Origin of the sequence: Shewanella sp. 10N.286.51.B8 (assembly GCF_041469325.1) — a bacterium.
Taxonomy (GTDB): Bacteria; Pseudomonadota; Gammaproteobacteria; order Enterobacterales; family Shewanellaceae; genus Shewanella.
This window is the reverse complement of sequence record NZ_JBFRKG010000037.1, coordinates 50,005-66,932: the sequence shown is the minus strand read 5'-3', so window position 1 is coordinate 66,932 and position 16,928 is coordinate 50,005. Positions and strand designations below refer to the sequence as shown.

Annotated in this window: 14 protein-coding genes; 8 read left to right on the top strand and 6 right to left on the bottom strand. The window is 42.2% G+C overall.

Annotated elements, in window-relative coordinates:
- The first annotated feature begins 52 nt into the window (after window positions 1-52).
- Both AB4160_RS14920 and AB4160_RS14915 read left to right on the top strand, forming a co-directional pair.
- The gene (locus AB4160_RS14920; protein ID WP_372005319.1) at window positions 53-1,081 is read left to right on the top strand and encodes a DUF3549 family protein; all 1,029 of its coding nucleotides are present in this window, start codon (window positions 53-55) and stop codon (window positions 1,079-1,081) included.
- Entirely contained in the window at window positions 1,078-1,464 is a 387-nt protein-coding gene (locus AB4160_RS14915) for a DUF3301 domain-containing protein (RefSeq protein ID WP_102437520.1), read from the top strand. The genes AB4160_RS14920 and AB4160_RS14915 overlap by 4 nt, the downstream gene beginning before the upstream one ends.
- Window positions 1,465-3,070: 1,606 nt before the next feature.
- Here AB4160_RS14915 and AB4160_RS14910 read toward each other — a convergent pair.
- Window positions 3,071-3,385 carry a DUF962 domain-containing protein gene (locus AB4160_RS14910; RefSeq protein ID WP_102475703.1) on the bottom strand — a complete coding sequence of 105 codons (315 nt, stop codon included), beginning with the start codon at window positions 3,383-3,385 and terminating at the stop codon, window positions 3,071-3,073.
- Window positions 3,386-4,024: a GNAT family N-acetyltransferase gene (locus AB4160_RS14905; protein ID WP_372005346.1), complete on the bottom strand. Its 639-nt coding sequence runs from the start codon at window positions 4,022-4,024 to the stop codon at window positions 3,386-3,388.
- A gap of 165 nt (window positions 4,025-4,189) precedes the next feature.
- Here AB4160_RS14905 and AB4160_RS14900 point away from each other — a divergent pair, with 165 nt between their 5' ends.
- Window positions 4,190-4,420, top strand: a complete 231-nt coding sequence (locus tag AB4160_RS14900; RefSeq protein WP_102437524.1) for a DUF2789 domain-containing protein — start codon at window positions 4,190-4,192, stop codon at window positions 4,418-4,420.
- Here the strand turns inward: AB4160_RS14900 and AB4160_RS14895 are convergent.
- Window positions 4,417-4,803 carry a DUF3192 domain-containing protein gene (locus tag AB4160_RS14895; protein WP_102520707.1) on the bottom strand — a complete coding sequence of 129 codons (387 nt, stop codon included), beginning with the start codon at window positions 4,801-4,803 and terminating at the stop codon, window positions 4,417-4,419. The two genes, AB4160_RS14900 and AB4160_RS14895, sit on opposite strands and share 4 nt — an antisense overlap.
- Window positions 4,804-4,994: 191 nt before the next feature.
- On the opposite strand from AB4160_RS14895, the gene AB4160_RS14890 reads away from it, so the two are divergent.
- Both AB4160_RS14890 and AB4160_RS14885 read left to right on the top strand, forming a co-directional pair.
- Window positions 4,995-5,327: a hypothetical protein gene (locus tag AB4160_RS14890; RefSeq protein WP_102437528.1), complete on the top strand. Its 333-nt coding sequence runs from the start codon at window positions 4,995-4,997 to the stop codon at window positions 5,325-5,327.
- A gap of 44 nt (window positions 5,328-5,371) precedes the next feature.
- Window positions 5,372-6,145, top strand: a complete 774-nt coding sequence (locus tag AB4160_RS14885; RefSeq protein WP_303501539.1) for a Zn-ribbon-containing protein — start codon at window positions 5,372-5,374, stop codon at window positions 6,143-6,145.
- A 139-nt stretch (window positions 6,146-6,284) separates the two neighbouring features.
- Here AB4160_RS14885 and syd read toward each other — a convergent pair whose 3' ends face one another.
- Complete coding sequence (gene syd, locus AB4160_RS14880; protein ID WP_102520708.1) at window positions 6,285-6,938, bottom strand: SecY-interacting protein; 654 nt, start codon at window positions 6,936-6,938, stop codon at window positions 6,285-6,287.
- A 121-nt stretch (window positions 6,939-7,059) separates the two neighbouring features.
- Here syd and queF point away from each other — a divergent pair, with 121 nt between their 5' ends.
- Complete coding sequence (gene queF, locus AB4160_RS14875; RefSeq protein WP_372005315.1) at window positions 7,060-7,914, top strand: NADPH-dependent 7-cyano-7-deazaguanine reductase QueF; 855 nt, start codon at window positions 7,060-7,062, stop codon at window positions 7,912-7,914.
- 106 nt (window positions 7,915-8,020) lie between these two features.
- Here queF and AB4160_RS14870 read toward each other — a convergent pair whose 3' ends face one another.
- Together AB4160_RS14870 and fusA are read right to left on the bottom strand one after the other, a co-directional pair.
- Window positions 8,021-8,848, bottom strand: coding sequence for a 4'-phosphopantetheinyl transferase superfamily protein (locus AB4160_RS14870; protein ID WP_277869087.1), 828 nt, complete (start codon window positions 8,846-8,848; stop codon window positions 8,021-8,023).
- A gap of 192 nt (window positions 8,849-9,040) precedes the next feature.
- Complete coding sequence (gene fusA, locus AB4160_RS14865) at window positions 9,041-11,071, bottom strand: elongation factor G (protein WP_372005312.1); 2,031 nt, start codon at window positions 11,069-11,071, stop codon at window positions 9,041-9,043.
- 519 nt (window positions 11,072-11,590) lie between these two features.
- Between fusA and AB4160_RS14860 the strand changes: the two genes are divergently transcribed.
- Both AB4160_RS14860 and AB4160_RS14855 read left to right on the top strand, forming a co-directional pair.
- Window positions 11,591-12,448, top strand: a complete 858-nt coding sequence (locus tag AB4160_RS14860) for a transcriptional regulator (protein ID WP_241901113.1) — start codon at window positions 11,591-11,593, stop codon at window positions 12,446-12,448.
- The coding region (locus AB4160_RS14855; RefSeq protein ID WP_372005308.1) for a beta-ketoacyl synthase N-terminal-like domain-containing protein at window positions 12,445-16,928 on the top strand (4,484 nt) is incomplete at its 3' end. The genes AB4160_RS14860 and AB4160_RS14855, both read left to right, overlap by 4 nt.

Genomic DNA, 16,928 nt, shown 5'->3' with positions numbered 1-16,928 from the left:
GGAGGCAGTTAACCCTATAATACGCACAAGTTAATCGCTATATAAAAACACCATGACACAACTCGAAACCCTAAGTGAATTTTTAGACACCGCTAATACTCAATTTCAGGTTTATGATTTAGGCCGCAGAGTCGAAAACATCGATATGATGTTGTTTAATCAAATTGAAGCATTAAAAACCCCTTACCCTTTTCCAACTCAAGGTCATGCACAATTTGCCATCGTGTTTTGGCGCGAAGCACAGCCACCTTTTATTTGGTTTTTAAAGCTGCCACTGGATGAGCAAGGCTTGTTGTCTCCAGCGCAGCGCAGTCAATTCATCAAAATGATCCTCGAAGCTCTAGGGCAAGATCCAACCAAAGCATTAAGTGATGAAGAACAAGAGCGCTATGCTAATCACCCTTTTAGCTTCAAGCCTAGCCAGGAAAAGCTAGCGCTATTTAATGCCTTAGTAAAACGTCAATTAAGCCAGCAACCATCAGCGCAATATCAATTTGCCGCTAGCTACTTTGCTGCGCTGATAGCAAGTCCAAAGAAAGTGGATGACTCGTGGCAGCAATTAGGGCTTCAAGGCATTGCCGACATCTGTGTGCGCCTAGATCAACATAACCACGCTGCAGAAATTAATGCCGCTTTTGAATTTGCCCCAGTTGAAGTTCAAGCAGCTATTTGCCAATGCTTAGAACATGTGACCATTGATGCAGTGCTTGCACAAACCTTGTTTGATAAGTTATCTCAAGCGCCGGTTGAGCATAAGCATATCTATCTTAGAGCCCTTGCTTCACAAGCTGAGTTAACTCAAAAAGCCATTAAGCAATTGGTTAATTACCAACAACTTGATGAAAGCTTATTGATCACCATTGCTGCCAGAAACTGGATTGCATTAAAAGATGACCAAACTCGCAAACTTTATCTAGAAGTCTTAGCAAATCAGCCACAAATCTTCTTTAACCAAGTATTTGCTGATATCGTGTCTATACCGAGTTTACGCCAGCCGCTGTTGCTTGAACTAAGAAATACCGAACGAAGTGAGAAACTATCAGCGGCTATTGGCGGTTTATTTAAGGCACTAAGCCAATGATGTCAGATTTTATTTTAATCGTAGCAGTCGTGGTTGTGGGCGCATTCTTTTGGCAATTACGACAAATGGCAGAAATTAGCCGTAAGTATGCTGAAAGCGCCTGCGGCAAGCAAAAAGTACAACTCCTTGCTATCGCAATGGAGTCAGCAAGACCTAGCCTGGGTGGTACTACTGGCCTTTGTTGGCGTGCTAAATTTTTGTTTGAATTTAGCACCGATGGCATGAACCAATATCGCGCGCATATCCAAATGCATGGTAAAAAAATAGAAAAAATAAATTGGCCTATTTTCCCAGAGCCAGAATGGATGGATGCGCCGATGGCAAAAGGTAAGTTTGGTGGTTGTGGCGGCGCATCTAGCTGCAACTCCGGAAAGTGTAAGTAATTTATTGGCTTAACGACTCAATAGGTAAGCCATACTGCATAAACCATTTTTTACTGGAAAATCGTTATTTATTAAACGCTAGCCAAAAGAAAGACCGCGACAAATCATTGCCGCGGTCTCTTGTGCTTTTGTTAAGCCATCCAGCTATTGTTGTGCTCCCTGCACCATCCATGCGTCTAACTTGCTCCGAGCGCTATCCTTATTCAATCCTTGATATTCCTTGTACACTTAAGTACTTTCCATCTTACTCGATTATCCATTGACCGAGCCTGCTCAAATCCTTAAGCGTGTCCTTAATTCATCCTTGGGGTTCTTCCATGACATCCTTTAATCAAGTTATTGCATCCAATGCAATCACCATAAATCCCTTATGGCGTAAATCCCTTAATTGATGTCCTTCAATCTAATAAAGTCGCTTATATCCATAAACTGCAGTGATGGGGTATTAGTTAACTCCTTGTCACTAACCTTTTAATCATGCCACTGTCCATAGCGTACATTTTACCTTGATTTGAAAGTCACTGTAGAGCAGAAAACACTTTACTTATAATCCTATTGATACAACTTAAGCACTTCCTGTGCATATTTGCTTTCTTGGTATCTATTATAGTTCATATGGTTCAACAGGTAAGTCATAAGTATTCACATTACAGCGTAATTACAAAGTAGTAACAACACTAAACCAGCAGGCGTCAAATTAAAATCAATAAAAACAACAACTTTAAAATAAACCTAATTTAAGGCGCGTTTCAAATGCGATAAGGCTTACACCCCTTGTGAGATATATCGCACAAACACTCTGGCTATTAGGGAAATTAACCACTGCAAAAAAATTCACATATTTAACATTTGTATTTCTGAAATGTAAAAAGCGCAATCCTAATAAATTAAGATTGCGCCTATTTTACGCTCTGTTAGCTTATCCGGCTAAATTGTGCTTCCCTGCTCCATCCATGCGATTATTTGCTCCCTGCTCCCTTTATTCCCTGTTACTCAATTTCCTTGTATTCTTGCCAGTTGCTGAATACTTGAGCTTTCAATCCATTGAACAGTCTATCCCTTTGACTGACAGTTTTACTCCTAGATTACCATCCTGGTATGCTGCATCCTGCAATCCGTCATCATCCTGAGAGGGTTCATCCTAGTTTCAGTTATCCATAACTGAGCTTATGCCCTTTCCTTGAGCGTGTCCTGACTTCGTCCTGAATTCATATTTTGAGATAGCTAATAAGAGGTTTTCTCATATAAATATCTCAATGAATAACCAGCCCCCTTCCTTTAATTGTCATCTCATCCTGAGACATTAACGACCAAAGGTTGTTGGCTTTACAATATGACTATTCATTATAAGTGCAATATTAAACAAAACACCCTGTTTTATTTATGTTGCGACCTTGTGTAATATTTTAGCTAAATTCATTGGCGAGAAAACACCCCATTTACTCACAAACCAATAAATTCTCGTCACCAAAACAGACCTAAAAACTTAAGGCTATGTTTTAATTGGTAAAAAACAAATTCAGCTAGAGAATGCATACAGACTAAAGTTAGATAACTTACAGGGTATGTGAGATAAGTCTTACACGCCAAAGTGAAACTTGCCTGTTTATGACTTTGAGAGGAATAGCTTTTTTAACATTTGCGCAAACATTACCCAGTCAGCGAGCAAACTGTATAGCGGGTATTCAAAAGTAGCAGGTTTGTTTTTTTCAAATACAAAGTGACCAATCCATGCAAATCCATAACCGATGACAGGGATAAATAATAGTTGCCACCATTGCTGGCTAACTAGAGTCACCAACAGCAATAACACTATCAGTCCAGAGCCAAGGTAATGTAAGCGCCGACATGTGGCATTTTGATGTTGTGATAAATAAAAAGGATAAAACGACTTAAAGTCTTGATACTGTTTATCAGCCATTTATTGCTCCGATTTACTTTGATAAATTAATATCTCACCATCAACAGAGCCAATGGTTTGATCAGACAGCTGGCCAAAACCTTCACCAATAAAAAGCGCTGCATGTTTATCGTTGTTAACAAATACTCCGATCCCATCGAGCTCTAACTGCTCATCGCACCAACTCAACACCGCTTGAATTAATTTTGCCCCATTACCTTTTCTTTGCTCATTAGGGCTCAAAGCGATAAATTGTAAAATACCGTATTGTTTACTCGGTAAACTTTCTAAGATGGTATGCTCTTTTTTAATAAATGCTTGGGTTGAACTCCAACCAGTGCCGAGTACCATTTTTAAACGCCAGTGCCAGTAACGACTTTCACCAAGAGGCACTTGATGGGTGATCACACAGGCGACACCGATGAGACGTTTGCCTTCAAACCAACCAATTAATGGTTGCTCTTGCTGCCATAACTCTGTGAGTTCTTCTCTGATTGCAGCCCGCAGTTTTTGTTCGTAATTGGCTTTATTAGCAGTGGCTAAAGCTTCAATAAAAAATGGATCATCATGATAGGCATTATAAATAATCGATGCTGCAACTCTTAGATCTTCCGCAGTCAAATAAACCGCTCTAGGTTGATCGTTAGTTTGTTCATCCAAAGACGGCGCAGCTTGAGTTTTCGGGGGCAAAGTGTTGTTTTCCATGATGTCACTCTTAACTAATCCAGTTGATAGTCTCAACTTAACAACTTTGAAACATATTGCAATTTAAATAGGGTCACCTAATCTTAGTAAAGCAATATCATTCATACATGGTGAAAGCTCATGGATACGACAACGACAACATTTGAACACTTATTTCAGCAATTAGGATTAAGTTCATCTAAGGAAGATATTAACCAGTTTATCGAACAACATAAACTGGCTAAAAATAGCACCATTGCACAGGCTGGATTTTGGTCAGAATCGCAAAGACACTTTATTGAAGAGGCCTTACATCAAGACGGCCAGTGGTCTGAATTAATAGACCAACTGGACGTTTTATTAAGAAATTAAATGTTTTGGTAAGCAGTTTCACCCCAACCCACTAATTTGTTGTCACTTATCACAACTGGGGTACATTCACTTTTTGTGGTTTTGCCGTCACCTTTACTCCATTGAGTACGGTAGAAAAACACCTGAACCTCTTGCTTCGGACTTTGTGCATCTGCTTGGGTCACATAAGCCTCACTGAAATCAGCCGTTCCCATCAAAATGGTGACTTGATCTTTTGCCATTCCGATTGAAAGTTTCGCTAAGTTATTACGATTAGTTTGTTGTTGTTTTTGCCAATATGAATCACTACGCTTACCTTCGTGATCGCCCACATTCAATACGCAACCAGTTAGTGAAGTCGCTGCTATAGCCATAATTAATGCTGCACCCAATTTTGCTTTCATAATACGTCCCTTTCAAATGGTTCTAATGTAATTTCTACTGAAACTGTTTTTCAGAGTAAGTTATACTGTTCTCAATACTGATTAAGCTAAAAGTGTGCCAAAAGTTAAAGACTTGATTTTATTCATCATTTAAAACCAAGTCTCACTTTTTGAGTAATTTCACTACCAATATTTAAGGATTTTCACTAATTATGAGTCCAATTGAACAAGTCCTTGCGGCGGCAAAATCCATTGCTGTAGCAGGTCATACGCCAACATTAGCGTTAATAAAAGGTAAATTAGGTACGCGGATAGCCATGCCAACCCTTATTCAGGGGTTGCAGCAATTTAAAGCCATCCCCAAAGAGCAATGGCAAGACTTACCCGATTTAGCAGCCATGATACAGCCAGCTAATACTGAAACGGCTCAAGACCCATTAACGGCGCTAGAACAAAAATGGCAGGCTAAATTTGACGCTGTCGAAAGTGAATTTGCCCTAAAGATAGCAGCACTTGAAAAACGAATTGTACAATTAGAAAGTTAAGCACCACATCCTCAATACATTTAACCAGCTAAAAACGGAAAACCATGTTTGTCACTGAACTCAGATTTGAATGTTTCGCCGATACCACTATCACTGCGGCAGAAAAAGCCATTAATAACTTTCTAGAAGCACTCAGAGCCAATGGCCAAGTATTAGGACGAGAATTTGCTGTCGCATTTAATGAAGGTGAGTTTAAAGTCAGGCTATTAATACCTGAAAAAAACAGTTTATCAGCCCGTAACAACAGCCCATGGGTCAAACAAGCATTAACTATGCTAACTGAAGCAAAGTTATTGGCGCCACGTGAAAAGTTTATCGGTCAAGATATCAATTCAGAGCAAAGTAATATCGACACTCCCAGCTGGCAGGTGCTTTACACCAGCTATGTACATATGTGCTCACCATTAAGAAGTGGCGACAACCTTCTCCCTATTCCGCTATATCAAATTCCAGCAAGCTTTAATGGCGACCATAAGCGAGTTATTCGCTGGCAAACAGAGTGGCAAGCTTGTGATGAACTGCAAATGGCGGCGGCAACCAAAGCTGAATTTGCAGCATTAGAAGAACTGACCAGTCATAAAAGTGATTTATTTAGACGAGGCTGGGATATCCGCGGCAGAATTGAATTTATTACCAAAATTCCGACTTACTATTATCTTTATCGCGTTGGTGGCGAAAGTTTACAGTCTGAAAAAAAACGAGCCTGTCCACGCTGTGGATCGAAACAGTGGTTATTGGATGAGCCATTATTGGATATGTTTCACTTCAGATGTGAGCCATGCAGAATTGTGTCGAATATCTCATGGGATCATCAGTAATAATTTCAAACGTTATTGTTCTGAAGTATCTAACATCGATCAGAACAGCTGCATCATTAACCTTCTTTTCAACAAAAAGCCTGACTTAATTAATCTATAAGTCAGGCTTTTTGGTTTATCGCAAATTAATAACGTTGATCTATGACTTTCGTCTCAATAAGTCATTCCACATCATTTTCATTCGCTGCCAAATCCCCGGATGTGGCACATGGCCATGATCTTCTTCTACAGGTTCAATTGCTGGTGTGACTCTTGGCGTTAGGCTATCGATAAACCCAGCTAGGCTATCAGCAAGCTTTTCATGGGGCTTATTGCCTGGCACTTCAATCCACACACTGCCATCTTCATTATCAACCGTTAGCATGTTATCGCCATCACCCAATACACCGATAAACCAGGTTGGTGCTTGTTTGAGTTTTTTCTTCATCATCAAGTGGCCAATGATATTTTGCTGCAAAGATTCAAAGTCTTGCTGATTCCAAACTTGCAGTAATTCGCCTTCGCCCCAGTTTGAATCAAAATACAGTGATGCTGAAAAGAAGTGGCCGTAAAAATCATTGATATCATCATGCAGCTTAAGCTCTAAAGCATGTTCGACATTACTAAAGTCTGCGGTGCTTTTACGCTTAACAGTCTGCCAAAATACCGCTTCATCAGATTCAAGATCATACTGGCCCTCAATACAACTAGACCCTTGACCCATTGGGTAAAATCGCGGTAATTCCCCTAAGGTATCTTGGTAAGCTTGAATATAACGGTTAGAAAATTGATCCAATGATGTTGAACAAGACACTTAAGATGCTCCAATATTGTTTGTGACCAAATAGATTGGTGTATTTGTCACGTACAGTGATTACCTAATTATATAAATTGGTATTATAATAAAGGCCTATTTTGACACGGAAACACACTAGATGACACACAATCACGATCCCTATAGTGATGCTGAAGCACTTAAAGGTTTAACTTTAGGTCAAGCGACGCAATATCAAGCTGAATATGATGCATCATTGCTGCAAGGGGTTCCTCGTAAGCTAAATAGAGATGCCATTGCATTAACGGCTGAGTTACCTTTTCAAGGTGCTGATATTTGGACTGGCTATGAACTATCTTGGCTTAATGCCAAAGGCAAGCCTATGGTAGCCATCATTGAAGTTTACCTTGCCATCGAAAGTGATAACTTAATTGAATCGAAGTCATTTAAGCTTTATTTAAATAGCTTTAATCAAACCCGCTTTGACAGTGTTGAACTAGTACAACAAACTTTACAACAAGATCTTAGCCGCTGTGCCAATGGCGAGATCACGGTAAAAATCATCGAGCCAAAACATTTTAATACCCAGCGCATTGTCGAGTTACCGGGTAACTGTATTGATGAACTTGATATTGAAGTTGATGATTATCAATTTAAACCTGAGTACCTTGAAGACAGCACTGAAGAGAAACATGTTGCTGAGACACTTACATCCAACTTGCTAAAGTCGAATTGTTTAATTACCTCTCAGCCTGATTGGGGTAGCGTGATGATCCGCTACCAAGGTCCTAAAATCGATCGAGAGAAGTTACTGCGTTATTTGATTTCATTCCGTCAACACAATGAATTTCACGAGCAATGTGTTGAGCGTATTTTTACTGACTTAAAACGTTATTGCCAATGTTCTAAATTAACGGTTTATGCCCGTTATACTCGCCGTGGAGGTTTAGATATTAATCCATTTAGAAGTGATTTTGAGCAGCCGCCTGAGACACATCGTTTAGCGAGACAGTAATTTCAAAAATGATATTACAACTTAAAAGGCACTTTTTAGTGCCTTTTTTGATCTGCAGGTAAACCGACTTAGCTAACGATCAATTTAGGCATGCCTTTAAGGCAACTTAATGAGAATCAATAATAAGCTCAGCCCAATCTATTACTTCAGCGTTATATTCAGGCTCGTTCGCAACACATCCACTATAAAAGCTAATGGCAAACCGATAGCTCTCATTAAGCTTACCTAAACTACAATGCCATTGGTTTTCAATCTCAAAGCGCTCTTTGTCATCATTTATCAGCCGCAAAGAGACATTGAATTGTAAAGGTATGACAGCGCCTTTATTCAGCTTAAGCTCGCTTTTTTCAGCCGATTGAAAATCAAATGCGAATGATTTAAGCGATAAAGCTAAGCCTAAGCCTTTGGCCTTAATGTAAGACTCTTTTAAGGTCCATAAATCAAAGAAACGTTCCCTATGCTCCACTGCTGGTAAAGCTAATAAAGCTGCCGCTTCAGGTTCAGAAAAGTAATGATTTAATATCGAATGAATATTGGTGCTATCACGGCGCCGCTCAATATCCGCCCCCAGCTCAAACGCTTGCATTGGGGCATTAGTTTGATAAATAGCCACCAATAACCAGTCACCACTGTGACTGATGTTGAAACCTAAACCCGTTTGCTGAAATTGCAGATCAGTTAAACGCGGTTTGCCTTTTTCGCCATATTCAAATACCCATTCATTGGGCTTTATATCGGCAAAACGCGACAACAAAGCCCGCAAGTAACCTCTAACCATTAAGCCTTTTTCACGGGCTGATTGTTGAATATAGCGATTCACTTTTTGGGTTTCATCTGCAGGCAACCAAGATGACACCAATGAGGTGGTTTCTTGATCCAATACTGCCGTGGTAAGCGGACAGAAAAATAGATTTATCTTGGTGTCAGAATTCAAAATCAACTCAATAGTAAAACAAAAAGCCATTGTCGCTTGTTTCTAACTGAATTTATAGTCTGTGTAATACGCCAAATAAATAAAAACGGCTGGAACATTACAGCCCCTGCCGTTTTAATCCTATTAGCTTGCGATTAAGACCCGTTTATTGCCGTTGGCAACGATTAACTACTCATAGTGAACCCTTGGCGATTAAGCCATCGCGGTGGTCTTTGCCGCTTGCTGAGGTTGTACGTCATAGCGACTAAAGCTCATCGAGAACTGACCGTCACCACCCGTCATCGATTTTAGTCTAGTGGAATAGTCACTGACATTAGCCAAGGGCACTTCGACTTCAACTGTAACCATGCCAGAGCTATCGGCTTGTGTGCCGCACACCATACCTCGCTCGCTACTGATATCGGCGGTGATATCGCCCACATGTTGCTGAGCAACACAAATATTCATTTCAACGATAGGCTCTAAAACCACTGGCAGAGCAAGTTTAACGGCTTCCATAAAGGCTTTTTTACCCGCCATCACAAAGGCAATCTCTTTAGAGTCCACACTGTGATGTTTGCCATCTAATACAGTAACTTTGATGTCTTGCATCGGAAACCCACCAAGCTCACCAGCTGTCATAGCTTCTTTAATTCCCTTTTCAACCGCGGGAATATATTGAGTGGGTACCGAGCCCCCGACCACTTTGCTGACAAACTCAAAACCTTGACCACGCTCAAGGGGCTCAACTTTAAGCTCTACTTCTCCAAATTGGCCAGAGCCACCGGATTGCTTTTTATGACGATATCTAAAGCTCGCCTCACCCATTATGGTTTCACGATAAGCAATGGCTGGAGTGTCAGTGTCCATATCAACATTAAACAGCGTTTGCGCTTTTTCTAATGCAATTTGCAGATGTAAATCACCTTGGCCTTGCAGCACAGTTTGTCCTTCTGCCTCATTACGGGCAATCTGTAAGCTTGGGTCTTCTGCCACTAACTTATGTAGCACTTCCGATATTTTTTGTTCATCACCGCGGCGCTTTGCAGACACGGCCAAGCCAAAAATAGGTTGCGGCAATACCAACTCAGGTAAATGAAATTCATCTTCATCATGGCTGTCATGCAGCACAGCGCCAACTTCTAACTCATCAATTTTAGCAATGGCGCAGATATCACCCGGCATAGCCTGATTGACGTTACTATGCTGGTCCCCTTGTAACTTAAGAATGTTAGTCACTTTAAAGGGTTTACGGCTATGACCGATAAACAGTTTCATGCCCACTTCTATGGTGCCTTGGTATAAACGAAAAACGCCCATGCGGCCTAAAAATGGATCGATTGACACTCTAAAGATATGGGCTAATACATGGTCATCAGCTTTTTGGCTAACATCAATAGGGGTGGCATTTTCAGTAAAGCCTTTGATAAATTGCGGCGGATTAGCTTCAAGAGGGCTTGGCATCAACTTAGTCAGCATTTCCAGTAACGAGCTAATACCAATGTCTTGTTCTGCACTGGTAAAACATACTGGTACTAAATGACCCATTCGCAATGCGGCTTCTAGCGGCGCATGCAATTGCTCTGGGGTTAATGAATCACCTTGCTCTAAATACAGCTCCATTAACCGATCATCTTCTTCAAGCACGGTATCAATGAGTTCATCACGGGCAGTTTCCACATCGCTGAATAAGGTTTTCGCTTTTAGATCGCAATGCAGATAACAATCCACCACATCATTAGCCATTTCATTGGGGAGATTAACGGGTAAGCAGCGATGACCAAATTGCTGCTGGATATTAGTCAGCAATTCAGCAACTAAAGCTTCGTTGCCATCTAAGTGGTTAATGGCAATGATCACTGCTTTGCCCTGCGCTCGGGCTGCTTCAAAGGCTCTTTTGGTTACCGATTCAATCCCAGTGCTGGCATTGACCACCAATAATACCGATTCAACGGCAGAAAGAGGCAATAATGCTCTGCCAATAAAATCAGGTAAACCTGGAGTATCAATAACGTTTAAATGGTGGTTTTGGAAGTCAAAATTAAGAAAGGAAGGTTCTAGGCTGTGGTGGTGGGCTTTTTCTTGGGCAGTGAAATCGGCATGATTTGTGCCCTTGTCGACCCTGCCTTTTAAGGTTATTGCATTGGCGCTAAACAGTAATGCTTCGAGTAAAGAAGATTTGCCTGCGTTGGTGTGACCCATTACAGCCAAATTACGGATTTGCTCAGTGGTGAAATCAGCCATTGTGGCCTCCCTTTATCACATAGTTAATCAATCCATTTCGCTTTAAGCACTGTTAGCTTCACATGTTTAGCTGTAATAACTCAACCTCAGTAAAAGTATGCCGACAGGATTAACTGATTAGTCAGTGAAACCTTGCTGTTCACCTTTTAAGAGCCTGTCCGCCTTGCAAATCAAGTGAGATAATTCATGTCATTTAAAGCAAGTGCCTAGCGCTATTTAAATTCAGTATAGAACTGTAACTATGATTAAAAGTTGACCTAGATCAGGCTTTAACTCACCAATTAAATTTCATAACAAATACTCATTTGAGCTTACAACTGCTCGCTAGTTATGGTCTGATCTGTGAATAATCAGTCTCGGGTGATTGTATCGACCCGAAACCTCAGGTACTCTGCTTGCTCGATTGTGCTAAAACGATGATTATGAAGATTAACTATTGTTCATCTTTACTAGTCCCAACAGATTGTATTGCAAAAATACAGACCAAGGTTAAGCCTTAATGACAGTAGCATTATATAAATGACAGCAGAGCCAAGCGCAAAAGCTGCGATAAAGAAATCAGTGACGACAGACACTAGCACGCCAGTGGTGCGTCACCGTAATGCCACCACCACCCCTGAAATGCGTCAGTTCATTCAAACGTCTGACTTTAGCGTGAGCCAATTAGCTAAAATCCTCAATATTTCAGAGGCCACCGTGAGAAAGTGGCGTAAGCGTGATTCTGTCAGCGATACCCCCACCACGCCACATCACCTCAAAACCACATTGTCGCCAATGGAAGAGTATGTGGTGATCGGTTTGCGCTACCAATTAAAAATGCCGTTGGACAGACTGCTTAAGGTAACCCAGCAGTTTATTAATAAGGATGTCTCTCGCTCAGGGCTTGCCCGCTGCTTAAAACGCTACGGGGTATCAAAGCTTGATGAATTCGAAAGCCCCTATGTGCCCGAGCGCTATTTCAACCAGTTACCTATTGTTCAAGGCACTGATGTCGCCACTTATACTTTGAACCCAGAAACCTTAGCCAAAACCTTATCCTTACCTGAAGCCACTCAAGACAATGTGGTGCAAGTGGTGTCACTGACGATTCCACCACAATTAACGGATAAAGAAAGTTACTCGATTTTACTGGGTGTTGATTTCGCAACTGACTGGGTTTATCTCGACATCTATCAAGACAGCCATACCCAAGCGACTAATCGCTATATCGCTTATGTGTTAAAGCACGGCCCGTTTCATTTAAGAAAATTACTCGTAAAAAATTACCACACTTTTTTAGCTCGCTTCCCGGGCGCTAAAACCATGCATGCTTCGGAAGCAGCACACTCTACAAATAATTCAGCTATGGATAGACTGAACAACGGAGACTCAAAATGAGCCAAGAACCGACCCCACAAGAGTTAGTTGAAGACAAACGACTCAATAAGCGTCTTAAAGATATGCCTATCGCCATTGTCGGCATGGCAAGTATCTTTGCTAATTCGCGTTACTTGAATAAGTTTTGGGACTTAATCAGTGAAAAAATTGATGCCATTACTGAAGTACCTAAGTCGCACTGGCGCCCTGAAGATTACTTCGATGCAGACAAAACAACCCCAGATAAAAGTTACTGTAAGCGCGGTGGTTTTATCCCTGACGTTGACTTTAACCCTATGGAGTTTGGCCTACCGCCAAATATCCTAGAGCTCACTGACACCTCACAATTATTATCATTGGTTATCGCCAAAGAGGTGCTTGCCGATGCGGGTGTAACACCTGAATATGACACCGATAAAATCGGTATTACGCTCGGCGTGGGCGGCGGTCAAAAAATCAATGCTAGCCTAACTGCGCGCCTACAATATCCTGTACTTAAAAAGGTATTTAAAAGTAGCGGCTTAAGTGATGCAGACAGCGATATGCTGATCAAGAAATTCCAAGACCAATATGTTCACTGGGAAGAAAACTCATTCCCGGGGTCTTTAGGTAATGTTATCGCTGGTCGTATTGCTAACCGCTTTGATTTAGGTGGCATGAACTGTGTGGTTGATGCAGCATGTGCAGGCTCACTAGCCGCTATGCGTATGGCATTAACAGAGCTGGTTGAAGGCCGCAGTGAAATGATGATCACCGGTGGTGTGTGTACTGATAACTCACCTTCTATGTATATGAGTTTCTCTAAAACGCCTGCATTTACCACTAACGAAACCATTCAACCATTTGATATCGATTCAAAAGGTATGATGATCGGTGAAGGTATCGGCATGGTGGCGCTGAAGCGTCTTGAAGATGCTGAACGTGATGGCGATAGAATCTACTCTGTTATTAAAGGTGTGGGCGCGTCATCAGATGGTAAATTTAAATCAATTTATGCGCCACGCCCAGAAGGCCAAGCAAAAGCATTAAAACGAGCTTATGATGATGCCGGTTTTGAGCCTCACACTGTTGGTTTAATTGAAGCACATGGTACAGGTACTGCTGCAGGTGACGTAGCTGAATTTAACGGTCTTAAGTCCGTTTTTGGCGAGTTTAATGACACTAAACAACACATTGCTTTAGGTTCAGTTAAGTCTCAAGTGGGTCACACTAAGTCAACAGCTGGCACGGCAGGAGTCATTAAAGCAGCCCTAGCCCTGCATCATAAAGTGCTGCCACCAACCATAAACGTGTCTAAGCCTAATCCCAAACTAAATGTTGAAGATTCGCCGTTTTTCTTAAATACCGAAACCCGTCCTTGGATGCCGCGCCCTGATGGCACCCCGCGTCGTGCTGGTATTAGCTCATTTGGTTTCGGCGGTACTAACTTCCATATGGTGCTTGAAGAATACACAGCAGAACATGCTCGTGATGCGAAATACCGTCAACGCCAAGTACCTCAAAGTGTGTTAATTAGCGCCGATAATAAAGCGGCACTTCAAACTGAAGTTAGCACGTTAATCGCTGCCATCGCTAAGCTAACTGATACTGACAACACCAGTATTGCTCAAGCTGAACTTACCCGCATTGCTAAGCAATATGCCGTTAGAACATTAGATGTAAACGCGCCACGTTTAGGCTTAGTTGCTGCGAATTTAGCAGAGCTAACGGCTCAATTACAATTGGCATTAAAACAGCTTGAAAGCCAAAACAGTGATGCTTGGCAATTGCCGTCTGGCACTAGCTACCGCTCTGCAGCATTGATAACTGCTGCTAAAGCTAGCAAGTCTGCTAATAGTCCAAAAGTCGCTGCGTTATTTGCAGGTCAAGGTTCTCAATACTTAAACATGGGTATTGAAGTCGCTTGTCATTTCCCAGAAATGCGTCAGCAGCTTAACAAGGCTGATAAAGTCTTCGCTAGCTTTAACAAAACGCCGCTTTCACAAGTCTTATTTCCAATCCCTGCATTTGAAAAAGCAGATAAAGAGGCTCAAGCAGCGTTACTGACGAGCACTGATAACGCCCAAAGCGCCATTGGTGTCGTCAGCATGAGTCAATACCAGTTATTCACTCAAGCAGGATTTGCTGCTGACATGTTTGCGGGTCACAGCTTTGGTGAGCTTTCTGCATTATGTGCAGCGGGTGTTATCTCTAATGATGACTACTACCAATTATCTTTTGCACGCGGCGAGTCAATGGCAGCATCTGCTGTTGATAAAGACGGTAATGCACTTGATAAAGGCACCATGTACGCCATTATCTTGCCAGCAAATGATGCTGACGCGGCCAATGCTGAAAATATCGCAAAATTAGAAAGCTGCATCAGTGATTTTGATGGCGTAAAAGTGGCTAACTACAACTCAGCGACTCAGCTTGTTATTGCAGGTCCTACTGAAAGTTGCGCAGCTGCGGCTAAAGCCATTAGCGCATTAGGCTTTAAAGCAATTGCACTGCCAGTATCTGGCGCCTTCCATACTCCGCTTGTGGGTCATGCACAAAAGCCATTTACTAAAGCGATCGATAAAGCCAAATTTAGCGCAAGTAAAGTGGCCTTGTTCTCAAATGCTAGCGGTGAGCAACACCCAACAGATGCTAAATCAATTAAAGCGGCATTCAAGCAACATATGCTGCAATCAGTGCGCTTTACTGATCAGCTAAATAATATGTATGACGCGGGTGCACGGGTATTTGTTGAATTTGGTCCTAAGAACATTCTGCAAAAACTGGTACAAGCCACCTTGGGCGATAAAGCTGAGTCAGTTTCTGTTGTCAGCATAAACCCGAATCCTAAAGGTAATAGTGATACCCAGCTTCGCATTGCTGCTATGCAACTTTGTGTATTGGGCGCACCCTTGACTGAAATTGATCCATACCAAGCTGACATTGCAGCGCCTGCTAAACCTAAAGGCATGAACGTCAAACTGAATGCATCGAACCATATTAGCGCGCCAACCCTTGCAAAAATGGAAAAATCATTGGCGACAGGCCAAGTAACATCACAAGTGGTTGAAACCATCGTTGAGAAGATTGTTGAAAAGCCAGTTGAGAAAATCGTAGAAAAGATTGTGGAAAAAGAAGTGATAAAAACTGAATATATTGAAGTGGCCTCAGCCAATGCCAACGCACCAGCTGTTAGCAATACAGTAACCACTGCGCCTGTAGCTGGCAATGCACTAGCGCAACCTGCTGCAGGAACTGGTAGCTTAGAAGCATTTTTCAATGCCCAGCAACAAGCTGCAAACTTACATCAGCAGTTCTTGGCTATTCCTCAACAATACGGTGATACCTTTACTCACCTGATGACAGAGCAAAGCAAAATGGTTGCGGCAGGACTCGCTATTCCAGAGAGCTTACAGCGCTCAATGGAGCTATTCCACCAGCATCAAGCACAAACACTACAAAGCCATACATTGTTCCTTGAGCAGCAAGCACAATCAAGCCAGTCTGCCCTTGCTATGCTAACAGGCACTTCGCTGCCAGTTCAGCCGCAGACAGTAGCAACAACAGCAGCTCCAGCAATGACTCAGGCTGTTGCAGCAACAGCGACAGCGACAGTTCAAACGCCAACTCAAGTACCTGCGCCTGTTGCAGCGCCAGTAGCAAAAGCTCCGGTAACACAATCACAGATAGCACAAGAGCCTGCAGCAAAAGTAACAGCCCCATTAGCACCAGCAAGAACCGTTACTGCAGAACCTATTTCAGCGTCAGCAGCTCCAGTGCAATTAATGCCTGCTGGTTTATCAGCAGAAACAGTCTTGAACACTATGTTAGAAGTGGTTGCTGAAAAAACTGGCTACCCCACTGAAATGCTAGAACTTGGCATGGATATGGAAGCGGATTTAGGTATCGATTCAATCAAGCGTGTTGAAATCTTAGGCACGGTACAAGATGAGCTACCTGGTTTACCAGAGCTTAGCCCAGAAGATTTAGCTGAGTGTCGTACCCTTGGCGAAATCGTAGCTTATATGAACAGCAAACTGCCCGCCGCGGGCGCTATGAACTCTGCGCCACCAGCAATTTCAGTAGCTCAAGCCGCACCAGTAGCTTCAGGTTTATCTGCTGAAACCGTATTGAATACCATGCTCGAAGTGGTTGCTGAAAAAACCGGTTACCCTACTGAAATGCTAGAACTTGGCATGGATATGGAAGCGGATTTAGGTATCGATTCAATCAAGCGTGTTGAAATCTTAGGCACGGTACAAGATGAGTTACCTAGTTTACCAGAGCTTAGCCCAGAAGATTTAGCTGAGTGTCGTACCCTTGGCGAAATCGTATCTTACATGAACAGCAAACTGCCCGCCGCGGGCGCTATGAACTCTAAGTTACCCGCTGAAGGCTCTAAGTTACCCGCTGAAGGCTCTAAGCTACCAGCGGAAGGAAACGTTACAGCTGCAGCTGCGCCAGTTGCTTCTGCTGTAGTTTCAGGTTTATCGGCTGAAACAGTATTGAATACCATGCTAGC

Excerpts from the sequence above, each read along its gene's own strand:
- AB4160_RS14920 (WP_372005319.1), top strand. The coding sequence starts at position 53 with ATGACACAACTCGAAACCCTAAGTGAATTTTTAGACACCGCTAATACT.
- AB4160_RS14915 (WP_102437520.1), top strand. The coding sequence starts at position 1,078 with ATGATGTCAGATTTTATTTTAATCGTAGCAGTCGTGGTTGTGGGCGCA.
- AB4160_RS14910 (WP_102475703.1), bottom strand. The coding sequence starts at position 3,385 with ATGGCTGATAAACAGTATCAAGACTTTAAGTCGTTTTATCCTTTTTAT.
- AB4160_RS14900 (WP_102437524.1), top strand. The coding sequence starts at position 4,190 with ATGGATACGACAACGACAACATTTGAACACTTATTTCAGCAATTAGGA.
- AB4160_RS14895 (WP_102520707.1), bottom strand. The coding sequence starts at position 4,803 with ATGAAAGCAAAATTGGGTGCAGCATTAATTATGGCTATAGCAGCGACT.
- AB4160_RS14890 (WP_102437528.1), top strand. The coding sequence starts at position 4,995 with ATGAGTCCAATTGAACAAGTCCTTGCGGCGGCAAAATCCATTGCTGTA.
- AB4160_RS14885 (WP_303501539.1), top strand. The coding sequence starts at position 5,372 with ATGTTTGTCACTGAACTCAGATTTGAATGTTTCGCCGATACCACTATC.
- queF (WP_372005315.1), top strand. The coding sequence starts at position 7,060 with ATGACACACAATCACGATCCCTATAGTGATGCTGAAGCACTTAAAGGT.
- fusA (WP_372005312.1), bottom strand. The coding sequence starts at position 11,071 with ATGGCTGATTTCACCACTGAGCAAATCCGTAATTTGGCTGTAATGGGT.
- AB4160_RS14860 (WP_241901113.1), top strand. The coding sequence starts at position 11,591 with ATGACAGCAGAGCCAAGCGCAAAAGCTGCGATAAAGAAATCAGTGACG.